The sequence below is a fragment of the Pseudomonadota bacterium genome (assembly GCA_034189865.1).
GTDB lineage: Bacteria > Pseudomonadota > Gammaproteobacteria > UBA5335 > UBA5335 > JAXHTV01.
In genome coordinates this window covers 64,255-81,005 of record JAXHTV010000003.1, presented here as the reverse complement: position 1 = coordinate 81,005, position 16,751 = coordinate 64,255, and the positions used below count along the sequence as shown (strand labels likewise).

Below are 16,751 nucleotides of genomic sequence, written 5' to 3'. Positions count from 1 at the left end.
ATCTAAGTGCGGCATACGATCGCCGATGGCGGCTCCTGCAGATTTTCCATCACCTGAGCGGTGAGATCGTGCCGGTCGAAACTCTGCTGCTCTAGACGTGAGACAGGCACGATGCCACGGACGGCATTGCTGAGAAATAAGCCGTCGGCTTGTTGGCACATCTCAGGCGTCACCGGCGTTTCAGTCGCATGCAAACCGAGTTCCCGAGCTGCGCGAAAGACGCGTTCTCGCATGGTGCCGGCCACGCCTGCATGGAAAACATCCGGGGTCAGGAGCTCCCCTTTTTGGATCAAGAACAGATTGCTCATCGTACCCCCGATCACCCGCCCCCGTTGGTCGGTTAACAAACCATCGAAAATTTCGACGTCGTCCCATTCCGCGCGAGCCATCACCTGCTCAAGGCGATTGAGGTGTTTGATTCCGGATAAGCCGCTGTGGTCCGCCAATTGGAAATGACACCAGCGCACGGTGACACCGGTTTCGTAACAGCGCGCAGGTAAGGGCAATAGTTCGTGCAGCGTGAGTATGCGGTTGAAGCGTCCGGCGGCGGGCCTTTTATAGCCCCGCTCGCCACCGGCCAATGTCAGCTGTACTCGAGCGATGGCGCAGTGCTGACCGGACGCCAGGTGATCGATCTCCTGCCGCAGGAGAGCAACAGGCGGAGTGGGCAGCCGCAGCTGGGTGCAACCACGTCGCAACCGGCGCATGTGTCCGTCCCAGTTGTCCGGCTGCCCGTGAACGATTCTGATGGTTTCGAACAGTCCGTCACCATATAGAACGCCCCGGTCATCCAGCGGGATGCATCCGTTCGGATCGCCATTAACCAGTGCGCGGATCATCGGTTCGTTTGGCGGTTAAGCCCCGCCAGCAAACCACGGGCCTTGGCGCGTGTTTCACGCAGTTCGTGTTCAGGGTCCGAGTCGGCGACGATGCCGCCGCCGGTTCGGAAAAATACTTGGTCCTCGCTGAGCAAAGCGCTCCGGATCAAAATGTTTAGGTCCATCTGGCCGTCACGGCTGAGATAACCCATCGAACCGGTATACAAACCCCGACCCTCGCCTTCAAGCTCGGCAATGATTTCCATACAACGAACCTTCGGACAACCCGTGATGGTCCCGCCGGGAAAAGTCGCTTGAATTACATCGACGGGCGTCATGTCATCTTGCAAAGTTCCGATCACGTTGGAGACGATGTGGTGGACATGGGCATAGGATTCGACGGTCATCATTTCGCTAACTTGAACGCTGCCGGGCTTGCAGATCCGACCCAAATCGTTGCGTTCGAGATCAATCAACATGACATGTTCCGCGCGCTCTTTCGGGTGTGTGATCAGCTCCGTCAGCAGCGCTTCGTCTTGATCCCGATCGGCGCTTCGCGGCCGGGTGCCTGCGATGGGCCGCGTATCCACTCGCCCTCCCCTTACGGACACCAATCGTTCCGGGGAAGTCGAAATGACTGCGCGATCGTCTAGCATCGCCAAGCCGGAGAACGGCGCAGGGTTACTGTGTTTCAATCGACGGTAAAGAGCAGCCGCGGAGATCGGCCGAGAATAGCATGCATGCCATGAACGCGAGAGATTGGCCTGGAAGATATCGCCTTCTCGGATGTAATGTTTTGCCCGCCGGATTCGATCAAGGTACTTTTCCGCGGGTTCTTCGGTGAGTCGGCAGGTGGGAAACGGAGAGCCCGGTTCGGGGGTCAGCTTAGTCAAATCCGTACGGATTTGATCGAGCATTTCCTGAGATTCGGCGACGATGGCGGACTGAGCGCGAACGTGATCTACGATAACAGCGGCGGGACAGCGGACGGCCTTGGCGGTAGGCAGCATGGGCGTTCGAGGTGCCGGTAGATGCAAGCTGGGCTCGATTTCCCCGGCAAGCTCATAGCTCAAAAAAAGAAACCATCCGCCCCAGAATGGCCAATCATCCCGAGGTGCGTGTTGCCCCCGTTCCCGGCTCCACCACGACTTCAATGTCTGCAAAAAAGGTGGATGGTCTTCGTCGGCAGTGGGTGTTGCAACCAGCGACTCGCCGGGGAACGCAAAGAGCAAGTCAAAGCGCCCGGTCAACTCATGGCGAGCTGAACTTTCCAATAAAAACGGATAGCGCTTGGAGTTGGACTCGTGTAGCGCGAGCAAGTCGGGGATGACCCCCGATGTTTCGATATAAGTCTGTTCCTCTGGAACCACCGGCAAGCGCGGCGACCTACTTTAGAATCCCAAAAATGAGGGTTCCATTGGTTCCACCGAAACCGAACGAATTGGACAGGACATAGCTTAACTCAGCGTTACGTGCCGTATGCGGAACATAGTCCAGGTCACATTCTGGGTCGGGGTTGTCCAGGTTAATGGTCGGTGGAATGACCTGATCGCTCAGGGCAAGGACAGAAAAGACCGCTTCGGCAGCTCCGGCGGCGCCCAGCATGTGGCCGGTCATGGATTTGGTGGAGCTCACACACAACGCTTTGGCATGTTCGCCAAAAGCACGCTTGATCGCCATGGTTTCTGCCACGTCACCCGCCGGTGTGGACGTGCCATGGGCATTGACATAGTCAATTTGATCGCCGTTTAAACCGGCATCTTTGAGGGCGATATGCATGCAATCGGCGGCGCCCCGGCCGCCTTCGCTGGGTTGGGTGACATGATAAGCGTCTGCATTCATGCCGAAGCCGAGAAGCTCAGCGTATATGCGGGCGCCTCGGGCACGGGCAGACTCATACTCTTCCAAGACGACGATACCGGCGCCATCGCCCATGACGAATCCGTCGCGGTCTTTGTCGAACGGACGGCTGGCCTTTTCGGGCTCATCGTTTCGGGTAGACAAAGCGCGTGCGGCGCAGAACCCGCCGAGGGACACCGGCGTACTCGACATTTCCGTTCCACCGGCAATCATGACATCCGCATCGCCATACTGGATGGCTCGAGCAGCCAAGCCGATGTTGTGGGTCCCGGTGGTACAGGCCGTGACGGTCGCCAAGTTGGGACCTCTGAGATTGTGCATGATCGACAGGTTGCCTGAAGCCATGTTGATGATGCTGGCCGGCACGAAAAACGGAGAGATCTTTTTCGGAGAATGGTCGTTCTCGAGATAGAGCGTGTGGTTCTTCTCAATGCCGTATATGCCGCCGATTCCCGAGCCGATGGACACACCGATCCTCGCGGCATTCTCTTCGGTCACTTCCAGCGATGCATCACTCATCGCTTCTCTCGCCGCGGCGATCGCATATTGGATGAAAACATCCATGCGCCGGGCTTCTTTTGCCGACATCGATTGCGTGGGGTCGAAGTCTTTGACCTGGGCCGCGAAGCGGGTTGGAAATTTGCTGACGTCAAAGTCGACGTTATACGGAGCGGCACCGCTCTTTCCGGCCGTCAAGGCCTTCCAGGTATCGACCACATTCAACCCAAGCGGAGATACCACTCCCAGCCCAGTGACTACCACACGTCGCTTTGACACGTTAACCCCCGTCTAAGACTTCCGCTAACAGTTTTTCCCTGGTCCCGATAGAAATATGCCGTCGCTTGCTGCAAGCGACGGCATACGGATTTCAATCGAGGAGGCGGGATTATTCAACCAGATTGGCCTGGATGTAATTCAGCGCTTCACCCACGGTGGTCAGCTTCTCAGCTTCCTCGTCGGGAATTTCGCATTCAAACTCTTCTTCCAGGGCCATCACCAGCTCGACGGTATCCAGAGAATCGGCACCCAGATCATCCACGAAAGACGCTTCCGGTTTTACTTCTTCTTCCTTGACACCGAGTTGCTCGACAATGATTTTTTTAACCCGTTCCTCAATACTGCTCATAGTCCTCATATCCTCTAAAGCGGACGGTAATTCTTCGCGCGGGCGCCATTTTAGTGAAAAGCGCCCGACCAATCTACAATTTGCACCGTATGGTCCAATCTTGTGACGATCAAACCATGTAAAGGCCTCCGTTGACGTGCAAGGTTTCACCGGTGACGTATGCGGCATCGTCAGACGCCAGGAATCCGACCGCCTTGGCAATGTCTTCCGGTTTTCCCAGCCGTCCCAGCGCAACCTGACCGAGGATCGCCGATCTTTGTTCTTCCGTTAACGCATCGGTCATGTCCGTGGCGATGAAGCCCGGTGCGACGACATTAACGGTGATGCCGCGCGATCCCACTTCACGTGCGAGTGATTTGCTGAAACCGATGATTCCCGCTTTGGCGGCGGCATAGTTGCTTTGACCGGCGTTGCCCATGACGCCGACCACTGAGGCGATGCTGATGATCCTTCCCCACCGCGCCTTCATCATGGGGCGCAAACATGCTTGCGACATGCGAAAAACGGAGCTGAGATTGGTACTGATAATATCTTCCCATTCCTCATTTTTCATTCGCATAAGAAGATTGTCGCGGGTAATACCGGCGTTATTGACAAGTACCGATGGCTCTCCGGGCGCTTCTTTAAGCGAGGAGATCAAATCGCTGATCGAAGACGGATCGGCAACGTTTAGTACCTGCCCGACACCATCAATTCCAGCGTCTTTGAGGCTCTCTTCGATACGGCTGGCACCGGATTCTGAGGTGGCGGTGCCCACAACCCGAAAACCCCGTTTGCCGAGTTCGAGCGCAATCGCGCGACCAATACCCCGGGATGCGCCGGTAACCAGTGCAACTTTCGCTTCTTCAGCCATCGCCTAACTCCGACGCCGTTTTTAACGCTTGCTCTAAACTGTCCAGGTCGAACACCGGCGATACCGGCGCGTTTCGATCAATACGCTTACCCAAACCCGCCAAGACCTTACCTGGACCGGCTTCGATAAATGCCTGCGTGCCCATACCCACCATGGTGCGAACACAGTCAACCCACTTGACCGGGCTGTGGAGTTGCCGCACCAGCGCTTCACGAATTTCGTCCGCCTGACTCCGGGCTTGACCGTCGACATTGTGGATGACAGGGATTTTTGGGCTGCGAATGTCCAGATCCTTCAATGCATCCGCTAGTGATTCAGCCGCAGGGGTCATCAAACTGCAGTGGGACGGCACGCTGACCGGCAAAATAAGGGCCCGTTTGGCGCCTTTCTCCTTGGCCAGCTCCAGCGCGCGGTCAACCGCGGCACGGTGGCCGGCGATCACGACTTGACCGGGTGCGTTAAAGTTAACGGGCTCGACCACTTCATTCGCAGCAGCTGCGGTGCAAACCTCCGCCACCGCTTCGTCGTCAAGCCCCAGTATAGCGGCCATGGCGCCGACACCCTCAGCAACGGCCGTTTGCATGAACTCGCCACGCTTGGCTACCAAGGCAACAGCATCGGAGAAATCCAATGCCCCAGAGCAAACCAGTGCCGTGTATTCGCCCAGACTGTGGCCACCCATGACGCGGGCGGGGGCACCCTGCCTTTCCTGCCACACATGCCAAACGGCTACACCGGCTGTCAGCAATGCCGGCTGGGTTTTCTGGGTTTGATTCAGCCCAGCTTCCGGACCGTCCTGGACCAACGACCAGAGATCGTAACCCAATACATCCGAGGCCTCACTGAAGGTGTGGCGTACCACAGGAAAAGCGGCGGCCAAATCGCCCAGCATGCCCACGGATTGAGATCCCTGGCCTGGAAATATTACTCCAATTGACATTAGAAGTCGCCCGCAAGTCCTTTAATTTTATGGTTTATTTGCGATCAATAATATCTAAATCGCATACGAATCTTGGTGAAGTCAGCGCATCGTAGCATGGCTTGAGCAGAAATCGAACCGTTAGATGAGGGGCTGTATCACGCCAGCGGGATGCCCAAGGTAACGCGGGGTGGTCGGGACCCTCGAGCCAGGATGGTTGGTGGTTCCGCCTTGCCTGAAGCTCCCACAACCGCCTGATCCTGCTATCATAGGCCGTTTGTGAATACGCCCTAAAGCCTCGACTGTTTGAACGCACCCCACATGTACAGCGATCAGTCGAGCTCTTGGAAACGAAAATCGGGATGCCCCGAGGTCATCGCGCATCGGTTGCGTCTCTTGGCGAGATAGAAATTCGTCCGCAAGCATGAACCCGATCAAGCCAACTCCAAATGTCTCTTCGCCGCTGGTCATCGTCGGCATGTCCGGTGGGGTCGACTCGTCCGTTGCGGCCCATCTGTTGTTGGAGGCCGGATATCGCGTGGAAGGACTGTTCATGGTCAATTGGGAAGACGATGACAGTTACTGCACGGCTGCCGAGGATTTTCAGGATGCCCGGGCGGTGTGCGCCGATCTCGGTATCGGCCTTCACCGTGCCAATTTCGCAGCGGAATACCGAGCCCGGGTTTTTCGCCATTTTCTCGACGAGTATCGTGCCGGTCGAACGCCCAATCCGGACATCCTCTGTAATCGTGAAATCAAGTTCAAAGCGTTTTTCGACTATGCGATGCGACTGGGAGCCGATTTTATTGCCACCGGCCACTACGCTCGCTTGCGTCACGATGAGCGTGGCACTCATCTGCTCTGTGCAGCGGATCGAGCAAAAGATCAGACGTATTTTCTCCATGCGGTTCCGAGCGAGGCGCTTGCGCGGACGTTGTTTCCGCTTGGGGAGTTGTCCAAAGATGAAGTGCGGCAGCTGGCGGAAGATGCCGGTTTCGGCAATTTCGACAAGAAGGACAGCACGGGCATTTGCTTTATCGGGGAGCGAGATTTCGCCGATTTCTTATCCCGTTATCTGCCGGCCCAGCCCGGGAATATATTCAGCGTCGACGGGGTCCATCTGGGGCGCCATCAAGGTTTGATGTTCCATACGCTGGGCCAACGTAAGGGTTTGGGGATCGGTGGGCAACGTCATGCCGACGAGCGGCCGTGGTATGTGGTGGACAAAGACTTGGGAAGCAATTCTCTCATCGTCGGTCAGGGGCACGATCATCCGCGGCTGCTGTCTTCGGCCCTGTTGAGCGAAAGTGCGTATTGGATATCCGGACAATCGCCCGTGCTTCCCTTGCGTTGCAAGGCCAAAGTCCGGTATCGGCAATCGGCGCAGTCCTGCACGGTTTATCCCATCTCCGACGGCCTGCGGGTGGTGTTCGATGATTCTCAATGGGCCGTCACTCCCGGACAATCCGTTGTATTCTACACTGGCGAGGAATGCTTGGGCGGCGCCGTGATTCGTGAACGACTGGCCACCTCTTCGGAGTGTTCCGAACGGCCGGCGGTGCATGAAGCGAAGGCCTGAACAGATGGCTCGTTACTCCGAAGGGGATCGCATTCTCGCCTTGGCCGGGGTTTTTCAGGCGGCGGAACTGGTGCAGCAGATTGCTCGAACGGGGCGAGCCGAGGAAGTTTCACTCCGGGCCAGCCTGGGGAGCCTGATGGCGGTGGATGCAGACTCCGTCGAGTCCATATACGGTGGCCGTGAGAAACTTCAACTGGGTTTGGATTCGCTGATTGCGACTTTGTCCAATCCCTTGACCCCGCAACGTTTAACGCCCGTTTCCTATTACGTTGCCACCTTGGTATCGCTTGAACGGAGATTGCACCGCAACGCTCATCGCGCCGACTTGTTGGCGGAAGGCATTCGAGCCGCAGTCAATAAAAGCCGAATGTTCGATCTAATGGATGAGCCTCTCATTGAGCACTTGGCGGCGCTCTATCAGGAAATCACCCAAGGACTGCAGCCCCGAATCATTGTTCGCGGTGACGGGACACATCTTCGACAAGCACGCAACGCCAGTTTGGTACGAAGCTTGTTGCTGGCGGCTATCCGCTCGGCTTATCTGTGGCGCCAATGCGGCGGGAGTCGCTTGGCGGTGTTGCTACGCAGGCGGAATCTGGTCGCGCTTGCCCGACGAGAGCGCGGCGCGATCTCCGCCGTCGGTCCGTTCGAATAGTTTGCAGGTCGGTTCTTCGTTATAATCCCGCGCACACCGCACGGCGTGGTCTTGCACAGCACTGGTTGGATCATGTTTTTCAGTCCGCCGACTGCCTTTATTCCGTTATGGTTTGGTTACTGGAGCTGATCCGCCACGGATGGATCCGGTTCATTCAACCGTCGCCGCGAGACCCCTGGTTTTCAACGTCTTAATTGGCCGATTAGTCGGCACAACGGGAGGAATGCATGACAGATAGTTTTAGTGCCCGCTCATCTTTGAAGGTGGGCGATCGTGAATATGAAATCTATCGCTTGGATGCCATCAAGGATGACAAAGTTGCTTCTCTTCCCTACTCCCTGAAAATTCTTTTGGAGAACTTGCTCCGAACGGAAGACGGCGTCAATGTGACGCGGCAGGATATCGAGGCACTCGTCAATTGGGATTCCAAAGCCGAACCATCGAAAGAAATTGCCTTCACCCCGGCGCGGGTGGTCATGCAGGACTTTACCGGCGTTCCTGCCGTGGTCGATCTGGCCGCGATGCGGGATGCCATGAAGAAGCTCGGTGGCGATCCCAACAAAATCAACCCCCTCTCGCCGGCTGAACTGGTCATCGACCACTCCGTGCAAGTCGACGAATACGGGAAACCCGATGCGGCCGATTTGAACGCCAAGATTGAGTTTCAACGTAACAAGGAGCGCTACCAGTTCCTGCGTTGGGGACAGACCGCGTTTTCGAATTTCGCTGTGGTGCCCCCCGATACCGGCATCGTGCACCAGGTCAACCTGGAGTATCTGGCCCGGGTCGTATTCACCAAGGATGAGAGCGGAAAATCGGTTGCCTATCCGGACACCGTCGTGGGCACCGACTCGCACACCACCATGATCAACGGTGTCGGGGTATTGGGCTGGGGCGTCGGCGGTATCGAAGCCGAGGCGGCCATGTTGGGCCAACCCATCAGCATGCTGATACCGCACGTGATCGGCTTTAAGCTCACTGGAAAAATGCCGGAAGGCATCACCGCCACGGATCTCGTATTGACCGTGACCCAAATGCTTCGGCAAAAAGGTGTGGTCGGCAAGTTCGTGGAGTTCTTCGGCGACGGCTTGGACCAGCTGCCACTGGCGGATCGGGCGACCATCGCCAACATGGCACCGGAGTATGGCGCCACTTGCGGCATTTTCCCCGTCGACCAGGAAACCCTGAACTATTTGGCTTTGAGTGGCCGGAGCGAGGAACAAATCGCCCTGGTCGAGGCCTATGCCAAAGCGCAAGGCATGTGGCGCGAAAAAGGACAGCAGGCAGACTACACCGATGTGTTGGAACTCGACATGTCTACGGTCGTGCCCAGCTTGGCGGGACCCAAACGTCCTCAGGACCGCATCACCTTGGTGGACATGAAGAGCACCTACGAAACGGCGCTCAAGCCTTTCGCAGAAGCACGATCCAACAAGACTGGCGCGGCAGATGTCACCTATAACGGCCAAAGTTTCCAGTTGAAAGACGGTTCGGTGGTGATCGCGGCCATTACCAGCTGCACCAATACCTCAAACCCCGCCGTACTGATGGCAGCCGGGTTGGTTGCCCGCAACGCGGCTGCCAAAGGCCTGAAAGCGAAACCATGGGTTAAGACGTCCTTGGCCCCCGGGTCCCTGGTCGTGACCGAGTATTTGGAAAAGGCGGGTCTGTTGGATGACTTGGAAGCGGTCGGTTTTTACACCGTCGGCTACGGTTGCACCACCTGCATCGGTAATTCCGGACCGCTGCCGGACGAGTTCAGCAAGGCCATCCAAGAAAACGAGTTGGTGGCTTGCTCGGTATTGTCGGGGAACCGAAACTTCGAAGGCCGTGTGCATGCGGACGTGCGCATGAACTTCCTGGCATCACCGCCTCTCGTTGTCGCCTACGCATTGGCCGGTACCGTGAACGTCGATTTGTACAAGGATCCGATCGGCCAGGATCAAGACGGCAATAATGTCTATCTGAAGGACATCTGGCCGTCCAACCAGGAAGTGGCCGATTGCATTTCCGGCAACGTCACCTCGGCGATGTTCACAGAATCCTACGGCAGTGTCTTTAAAGGTGATGATCGCTGGAACAGCTTGAGTGTTCCGGAAGGCAATATCTACGAATGGGACGCCAGTTCGACTTATGTTCAGAACCCGCCCTACTTCGAGAGCATGACGATGGCGACCAATCGCATCGAAGATATCGAGGGTGCCCGGTGTCTGGCCCTGTTGGGCGACTCCATTACCACCGACCATATCTCACCGGCCGGTAATATTAAGGCGGACAGTCCAGCTGGCAAGTACCTCATTTCGCACGGTGTACAACCGCAGGATTTCAATTCCTACGGTTCGCGCCGCGGCAACCACGAGGTGATGATGCGTGGCACCTTTGCCAACATTCGACTCCGTAACAAGCTGGTCCCAGGTGTGGAAGGCGGTTATACCAAGTACTTGCCCACCGATCAGCAAATGGCCATCTACGATGCCGCCATGAAGTACAAATCCGATGGGACTCCGCTGGTCGTGCTCGCCGGTAAGGAATACGGCACGGGCTCCTCGCGTGACTGGGCCGCCAAAGGCACGGTTCTGCTCGGCGTGAAGGCGGTCATCGCCGAGAGCTTTGAGCGTATTCATCGCTCCAATTTGGTGGGCATGGGCGTTTTGCCCTTGCAATTCCAAGATGGTGAAAATGCCGAATCGCTGGGCTTGACCGGTGTGGAGACCTTCTCTCTGACAGGTTTGAGCAAAGGTGCCACGAGCGTGACCGTGACGGCCAAGAGTGAGAGCGGCGAGACCAAGACCTTCACGGCGAAACTTCGCATCGATACGCCGAAGGAGTGGGAGTACTACGAAAACGGCGGTATTCTCCAATACGTCCTGCGATCCCTGGCCAAGGCCGCGTAGGGAAAGAAAGGTCGACCGATTCGTCGGTATAAAGGCCGCCGGCCGGGTATTTCCCGACCGGCGGTTTTTTTGTTTAATCTCGAGAGGCGCCCTCATCCCGGGTTTGGCCGGTCATGGCGGGGACCCTCATCCTCCGAGCGATGGTGCGCTACGGTATCGGAGACGAAACCGTCGCCTCTGTTTTTGCTTCCACGTTCTCGCCGGTGAACTCCATGGCCTCGTCGGCAAGTGCACCGAATTTCAGACTGACGATATCCCTCGCGTAGTTCTGGTAGAGCTTCCAGGGCGGCTTCGAGCCCTGTTTCGGGAAACGATCGATGGCTCGCTGAATGTATCCCGAGCTGAAGTCCACAAACGGCAATTCGGTCACGCTCGGATCGTGGTTCCGGGGTGTGCAATACCGGTATCCGTGCTGATCCATGTAATCGATCAATCGACAAACGTACCGGCTTGTGAGATCGCACTTCAGCGTCCACGAGGCATTGGTATAGCCGGTGGCCTGGGCCAGATTGGGCACGTCTTTGAACATCATGCCTTTGTAGGTCATGCTCTTTCCTGGTTCCCAACGCGCGCCATCTATCGTGAACTCAACGCCACCCAACGGTACCAGATCCAAGCCGGTTGCCGAGACGACGACATCGGCCTTTAAGCTTTCCCCGGAACGCAGCTTGATGCCGTATTCGGTGAACGTCTCGATGTGGTCTGTCACCACGCTGGCACGACCGGATCGGATCGCCTTGAACAAGTCGCCATTGGCGGCAATACACAAACGTTCTTCCCACGGGTTGTATTTGGGGTTGAAGTGCACATCCGCATCACAGGTTTCGGCGAGCTGGCGACGCATGTGAAAACGCAGTGCCTTACGAATCAGGTTTGGCCATCGTCGGGCAATCTGAAAAAAGAATGTGGCTAGCCAGACGTTTTTAAAGCGATTAATGCTGGAACCCACGCGCTTGGGAAGCGCAATACGAATGGCCTCGGTGATGGGATCCCACTCGGGAAGTGCAATGACATAGGTCGGTGAACGCTGCAGCATGGTGACATGCGCAGCATTTTCGGCCATGGCAGGTACCAGCGTGATGGCCGTGGCCCCACTGCCGATCACCACGACGCGTTTTCCACTGTAGTCGAGATCTTCCGGCCATTTTTGAGGATGAATGAGTTCTCCTTGGAAATTCGCAACGCCCGGATAGTCCGGCATATAACCCTGGTCATACCGGTAGTATCCGCTGCACATATAGAGAAAATTACAGGTATACCGAATGGGTTCGTCATCGGAACCGGTTTGAACGTCGACTGTCCATTGCGCATCCGAGCTTGACCAGTTGGCTCGTTTAACTTTCTGGCGAAATCGAATTTTGCTTTCCAGATCGAACTCTCGAGCGGTCTGCTGGATGTAATCGAGAATCGCCCTGCCGGGTGCGATGGCTCTGCGGTCATTCCAAGGGCGGAATGGAAACCCCAGGGTATACATATCGGAGTCGGAGCGAACGCCCGGGTAACGGAACAGATCCCACGTTCCACCGATCCGGTCCCGCCCGTCCAAAATAGCGAATGACTTGTTTGGGCAGCGTTCGCTCATGTGGAATGCCGCCCCGATTCCGGACAAACCGGCACCCACAATCAACATGTCGAAATGCTCTGCAGACATGTCCTCTCCTCCTCGCATATCACTGATGTTTCGCCCGCTTCCAAGCAAGCTCGAACATCCTTTTGAATTCTGTTGGTTGTTAATGCGCGAACCAGGACCACACCAAAACACACGATAAGTCTGGATCGTCGCCCGATTTTCTGGGGTCTGTACTAGATCAAGGCACAAGATCGATGCTTTTACAAATTGATTTATTCGCCAACGATCCTAATCGGAGTGGTGATGAGGGCTTGGTCGCCACTGATGTGCCGGCGTCGGTAGCATGGTTGGGCGGGCGACCGCGTTTGGTTGTGCGTCGGAGCGGTTATCAGCGGCGTGTTTGTCTCGCGAGCAGATGCCCCTTTGCCTTTGTTGCTGACATATAAACTAATCTCCTTCAGCCAACATCATTTCCATGGCCTTGTGTCTGGGAGCACCCAATTCACCCGATGGCTGGCCGCTGGTGGCGGCCTACCGCACCCGGGCTAAGTCTCACGCACCAAGAGGAATATCTTGGGATTCTAATCACCCGGGTCATGACAAGGCTTTGCTAGCTCGAGAGATGGGGGTGAGGCAAGCCCCGCTGAGTAACAGAAATGAACTCAATGTCTCAACCGAAGCACCAACTCCACTCGGCGATTCAGCTCACGACCGCTCTCGCTGCGATTTGAGGCCAACGGAGATAAAGGTCCCGCGCCATGAGCATCCAGCCGGTCTTCATCAATGCCGCGTTCCAGCAGTGCGTCTTTAACTGCCTCGGCGCGTGCTCGGGACAAGGTTATGCTGGCTGAGAAACTGCCCGCATCGTCAGTGTGCCCGACCACGTAAAAATGGTCATTCGGATGCTGAGTGAGAAAAGCGGTGATGGCGTTGAGCGCCGGTTCCGACGCGTCAGTGATGCGTGCACTGTCCCGCTCGAAGTAAATATCATAGACCGACGCGTGACCCTGAGATTCGATGGCATTGTTCAGCGCAGCTAGATTCAACCTGGTCATGTCTGCTTCAACCGCGACGCTCCCAAGTGTGTCTACCAGATAGTCGTTTCGATTGGGGCTCACCAAAACCGCTACATACACGTCCTGTCCACCAACCGTTTTACGCGCGGAAAGGTAGTGGCTACTGTAGATGGTCAGATAATCGACCGTCGACAAAGCCATCAGATTACCTTCTGATTCGTAGTCGCGTTTCTGGGCGATACTCATGGCCTTGCGACCATATAGTCGGGATGTAATGAACGATTTGATATTATCGTTTTGATCGGCGGCGAGGAGAATCTCGAAACCGCTCTGTGTTAAGGATTGCTCGAGACTTCGAGCGATATCCTCCGCCGTCCTGTTGTCCGGCCATCGGTAGATTCGGCTTGCCAGGCGCCCGCTTGCAGACACGGTCTCCAGTTGCCCGCCTTTGCGCACACCGATCAGTAGCTCTTCATACTCGGAGTGGTACTCGCCGATCAACGTACTGCCCGCGAAAGGCGCAAGCCATTCGTTGGCGAAACACGGCATGGCAAAGAAAACGGTCAACACCCAAAACAAAAACCGTATCCGCATCAGTCACTCCAATCCCTGGTCAAAAAAGACTGGCGCAGCATAACGTTTGCAACATTCCAGCTTCAACTAGCCGGCCTGACACACGGAAAACGATTGGTTCAGGAGGTCAGGAGGAAAAGTAGGTGAAGACTCACAGGCCTGGGTTAGCGGCCTTCACTGGTGTTGGACGAGCGGCCTGACCGGCGGTGGCGAACCCGCCCCAGCCAACCCCGACGCCGGTAGAAGATCAAAAACCCGGCAAACATGGCCAACATCACCGCAAGCGCGAACGGATAGCCGAGAGACCAGCCGAGCTCCGGCATGTTCCAGGGGGAGACATGACGATCGAAGTTCATGCCGTAGAGACTGGCGACGAAGCTGAGCGGCATGAATAAGGTCGCGATCAAGGTGAGAATTCGCATGATTTCGTTCATCTGATGGGCGACCACGGAATAATGGATATCAATGAGGCTGGAACTGAGCTCTCGACAGCTCTCGATTGCGTCGAGCAACTGTGCGGTATGGTCATAACAGTCGCGAAAAAACAGCTGCGTATCCTCGTCTTTTAGTTCGATCTCTCCACGGGACAATGGTCCGACAACATCGCGGGTCGCAGCCACGACACGACGAAGTACCGACAGGTCATGCCTGACATTGTGTATTTCACCCAAAGCGCGTTCGTCCGGGGTCGGAATCACACGGTCTTCCAGTTGATCGAGACGGGCATTGAAATCTTCAACGATGGGAAAATAACGGTCGATGATGGCATCGGTGATGGCATAGGCAAGGTAATCGGCGCCCTGCGTTCGAATTCGACCCCGGCCTCGGCGTATCCGTTTTCGCACCGGCTCCAGGCAGTCCCCGGGTGTCGCCTGAACGGTCAACACATGGTTCGCGCCGAGAAATACACTGATTTGTTCGAGATCCATGCCGTCTTCACAGGTTGGCATTCGTAATACGAGGTAGGCGTACTCGTCATAGTCTTCGATCTTGGGCCGCTGATGGAGGTTGACCACATCTTCCAAGGCCAAATGATGGTAGCCGAACAGTTGCCCCAGTTCCGTGAATGTGGCCGAATCGCCAATACCGGTGATGTTGATCCACGAGACTTCCGTTTTGCCCACCAGATCTCGCAGTTCCGCGACGCTCTCCACTTCTCGCTCTATCACTTCATCGGCGCCGTAACAGATCAACTCGATCCGTGGTTTCTCGGCATCGGCCGGTGGTGAGATCGTCCCGGGGGGCGCCCCCATCTCGGTCCGTTTTGGCACGATGATGGGGGTTCTGGGTGTTTTCGAACTATGAAGTCTCATCAAGGCCCTCGCCCCGTCAGTGCGATGTTTTGGGGGCTGGCAAACCCACTTCTAACGGGGCCGGGTCAGTCGTTCCGTCCGCTTTTTCGTTCTCCACCGCCTGGCGGGAAATCAGCCAGTATGTCGCGCACCGCCTGGTTTATGCGCTTAGGTTGCTCGGCCGGATTCGGTTGATCCGCCAATACGCCGCGCGCCCGTCCACGCCACACGGGACGGTTCGAAGCCGGATCGATGACGTCGATGACCAGCGTTCCCACTTCGTAGTCATAGGTGGGCGCCGTATCGTCCCAGGAGCCCGTTCCACTCATCGGAATATACGGTTGGGTTTTCGTTTCTGCCGACGCCCGCACGGTGACCAGAAAATCGGGTCGCCTTGGATCTTGCTGGTACCCCAGGCTCATCAGTTGCGCGTCAGTGGAGAGCCTGACTTGTTCGAGTAGCGTCGGGTTCATGCTCGCAGTTTTCGATAAGTCCGCGGTCCAAGCGTAGGTTTTGAGTTGGCTGAAATCAAAGCTTCGATCGTAATCTTGTCGGATGCGATAGTCGCCGCAGGCGATCAGCGTGAGGGCCGTAGCACTGAGGACAGCCAACCGTATAGCGTGAGTCCAAGACGGGGTACGACGGCTCATGCCAGCACTCCTTGTTTGAGTTTCGTTTTGTACTTCCATTGACCACCTCGAAAATGCCGCAGATCGGACTGTTGTCACCGGCATGACCTTCGCGGAGTTTATCGTAAAGCATCTCTTCTTGCCGGATCATCATAGAGCCGACTAATTTGGTTATAATGAAATAACTGTATGGAATTTACGTCTCGATTTGTTGTCAAAATGGCCAATCGAAAGGCTGTCCAAGGAGTTATCCGTCATGCTGTTTCGCCAACTTTTTGACCGGGAATCTTCGACATATACCTATCTGCTGGCCGAGAAGGCGGGTCGAGAGGCGCTTCTGATCGATCCCGTGCTGGAACGGGTGAATGACTATCTTCGGCTTTTGCATGAACTTGAGCTCAAGTTGGTGAAAGTCATTGATACACATACCCATGCCGACCACGTGACGGGTATGGGGTCACTGCGCGACCACACCGGCGCGGTCACCATCATGGGCGAACAAAGCCAAGCGGAGTGCGTTTCTCTCAGAGTACGTGACGGGGAAAAGATCCTGGTCGATGGGATTACCCTAACCGCCATCTACACGCCGGGACATACGGATGAGTCCTACAGTTTCGTGCTGCCTGACCGGGTTTTTACGGGCGATACCCTTTTAATCCGCGGCACGGGCCGAACCGATTTCCAGAATGGCGACCCGATCGCTCAATATCACAGTATTTTCAATCGATTGCTAAAACTTCCTGAGGAAACACTGGTCTATCCTGGGCACGACTACAAAGGCTGGACTGTCAGTACGATCGGTGAAGAGAAGGCACATAATCCGCGTCTTCAAGTGAACTCGCCAGAGGCCTACGCGGAGCTGATGAATAATCTGAAGCTGCCGAATCCGAAAATGATGGATGTTGCAGTTCCCGCGAATCTGGCTTGCGGTAAAGCGGCTGCGTGAACCGGTCCACTCGGGCTTAAG

General features: G+C 56.1%; 13 protein-coding genes and 1 pseudogene. 4 read left to right on the top strand and 10 right to left on the bottom strand.

Annotation, left to right across the window (positions count from 1 at the left end; genetic code table 11):
* Window positions 1-2: 2 nt before the first annotated feature.
* The 6 genes from pabC to fabD all read right to left on the bottom strand — a co-directional run bounded on the left by pabC (window position 3) and on the right by fabD (window position 5,597).
* A complete protein-coding gene (gene pabC, locus SVU69_02360; GenBank protein ID MDY6941841.1) occupies window positions 3-839 on the bottom strand; it encodes an aminodeoxychorismate lyase in 837 nt (278 codons plus the stop codon).
* Window positions 836-2,188: an aminodeoxychorismate synthase component I gene (locus SVU69_02355; GenBank protein ID MDY6941840.1), complete on the bottom strand. Its 1,353-nt coding sequence runs from the start codon at window positions 2,186-2,188 to the stop codon at window positions 836-838. Before SVU69_02355 ends, pabC begins: the two co-directional genes overlap by 4 nt.
* A gap of 16 nt (window positions 2,189-2,204) precedes the next feature.
* Complete coding sequence (gene fabF, locus SVU69_02350; GenBank protein ID MDY6941839.1) at window positions 2,205-3,455, bottom strand: beta-ketoacyl-ACP synthase II; 1,251 nt, start codon at window positions 3,453-3,455, stop codon at window positions 2,205-2,207.
* Between the two features lie 109 nt (window positions 3,456-3,564).
* Window positions 3,565-3,804 carry an acyl carrier protein gene (gene acpP / locus SVU69_02345; protein MDY6941838.1) on the bottom strand — a complete coding sequence of 80 codons (240 nt, stop codon included), beginning with the start codon at window positions 3,802-3,804 and terminating at the stop codon, window positions 3,565-3,567.
* 109 nt (window positions 3,805-3,913) lie between these two features.
* On the bottom strand, window positions 3,914-4,657 hold the full coding sequence (gene fabG, locus SVU69_02340) for a 3-oxoacyl-ACP reductase FabG (protein ID MDY6941837.1): 744 nt from the start codon (window positions 4,655-4,657) through the stop codon (window positions 3,914-3,916).
* Window positions 4,650-5,597, bottom strand: coding sequence for an ACP S-malonyltransferase (gene fabD / locus SVU69_02335; protein ID MDY6941836.1), 948 nt, complete (start codon window positions 5,595-5,597; stop codon window positions 4,650-4,652). The genes fabG and fabD overlap by 8 nt, the downstream gene beginning before the upstream one ends.
* 403 nt (window positions 5,598-6,000) lie before the next feature.
* Here fabD and mnmA point away from each other — a divergent pair, with 403 nt between their 5' ends.
* The 3 genes from mnmA to acnA all read left to right on the top strand — a co-directional run bounded on the left by mnmA (window position 6,001) and on the right by acnA (window position 10,704).
* A complete protein-coding gene (gene mnmA, locus SVU69_02330; GenBank protein ID MDY6941835.1) occupies window positions 6,001-7,155 on the top strand; it encodes a tRNA 2-thiouridine(34) synthase MnmA in 1,155 nt (384 codons plus the stop codon).
* Window positions 7,156-7,159: 4 nt separating this feature from the next.
* Window positions 7,160-7,810 (top strand): high frequency lysogenization protein HflD, encoded by a 651-nt coding sequence (hflD, locus tag SVU69_02325; protein ID MDY6941834.1) that lies wholly within the window; start codon window positions 7,160-7,162, stop codon window positions 7,808-7,810.
* Between the two features lie 227 nt (window positions 7,811-8,037).
* Window positions 8,038-10,704, top strand: a complete 2,667-nt coding sequence (acnA, locus tag SVU69_02320) for an aconitate hydratase AcnA (GenBank protein MDY6941833.1) — start codon at window positions 8,038-8,040, stop codon at window positions 10,702-10,704.
* A gap of 148 nt (window positions 10,705-10,852) precedes the next feature.
* Here the strand turns inward: acnA and SVU69_02315 are convergent, their stop codons facing one another.
* The 4 genes from SVU69_02315 to SVU69_02300 form a co-directional block, all read right to left on the bottom strand.
* Complete coding sequence (locus tag SVU69_02315; protein MDY6941832.1) at window positions 10,853-12,355, bottom strand: NAD(P)/FAD-dependent oxidoreductase; 1,503 nt, start codon at window positions 12,353-12,355, stop codon at window positions 10,853-10,855.
* A 581-nt stretch (window positions 12,356-12,936) separates the two neighbouring features.
* The gene (locus SVU69_02310) at window positions 12,937-13,884 is read right to left on the bottom strand and encodes an OmpA family protein (GenBank protein ID MDY6941831.1); all 948 of its coding nucleotides are present in this window, start codon (window positions 13,882-13,884) and stop codon (window positions 12,937-12,939) included.
* 143 nt (window positions 13,885-14,027) lie between these two features.
* Window positions 14,028-15,176, bottom strand: a complete 1,149-nt coding sequence (gene corA / locus SVU69_02305) for a magnesium/cobalt transporter CorA (protein ID MDY6941830.1) — start codon at window positions 15,174-15,176, stop codon at window positions 14,028-14,030.
* A 65-nt stretch (window positions 15,177-15,241) separates the two neighbouring features.
* Complete coding sequence (locus SVU69_02300) at window positions 15,242-15,805, bottom strand: DUF4136 domain-containing protein (protein MDY6941829.1); 564 nt, start codon at window positions 15,803-15,805, stop codon at window positions 15,242-15,244.
* Window positions 15,806-16,040: 235 nt separating this feature from the next.
* Here SVU69_02300 and SVU69_02295 point away from each other — a divergent pair.
* Window positions 16,041-16,706, top strand: a pseudogene (locus tag SVU69_02295) (MBL fold metallo-hydrolase).
* Window positions 16,707-16,751 lie beyond the last annotated feature (45 nt).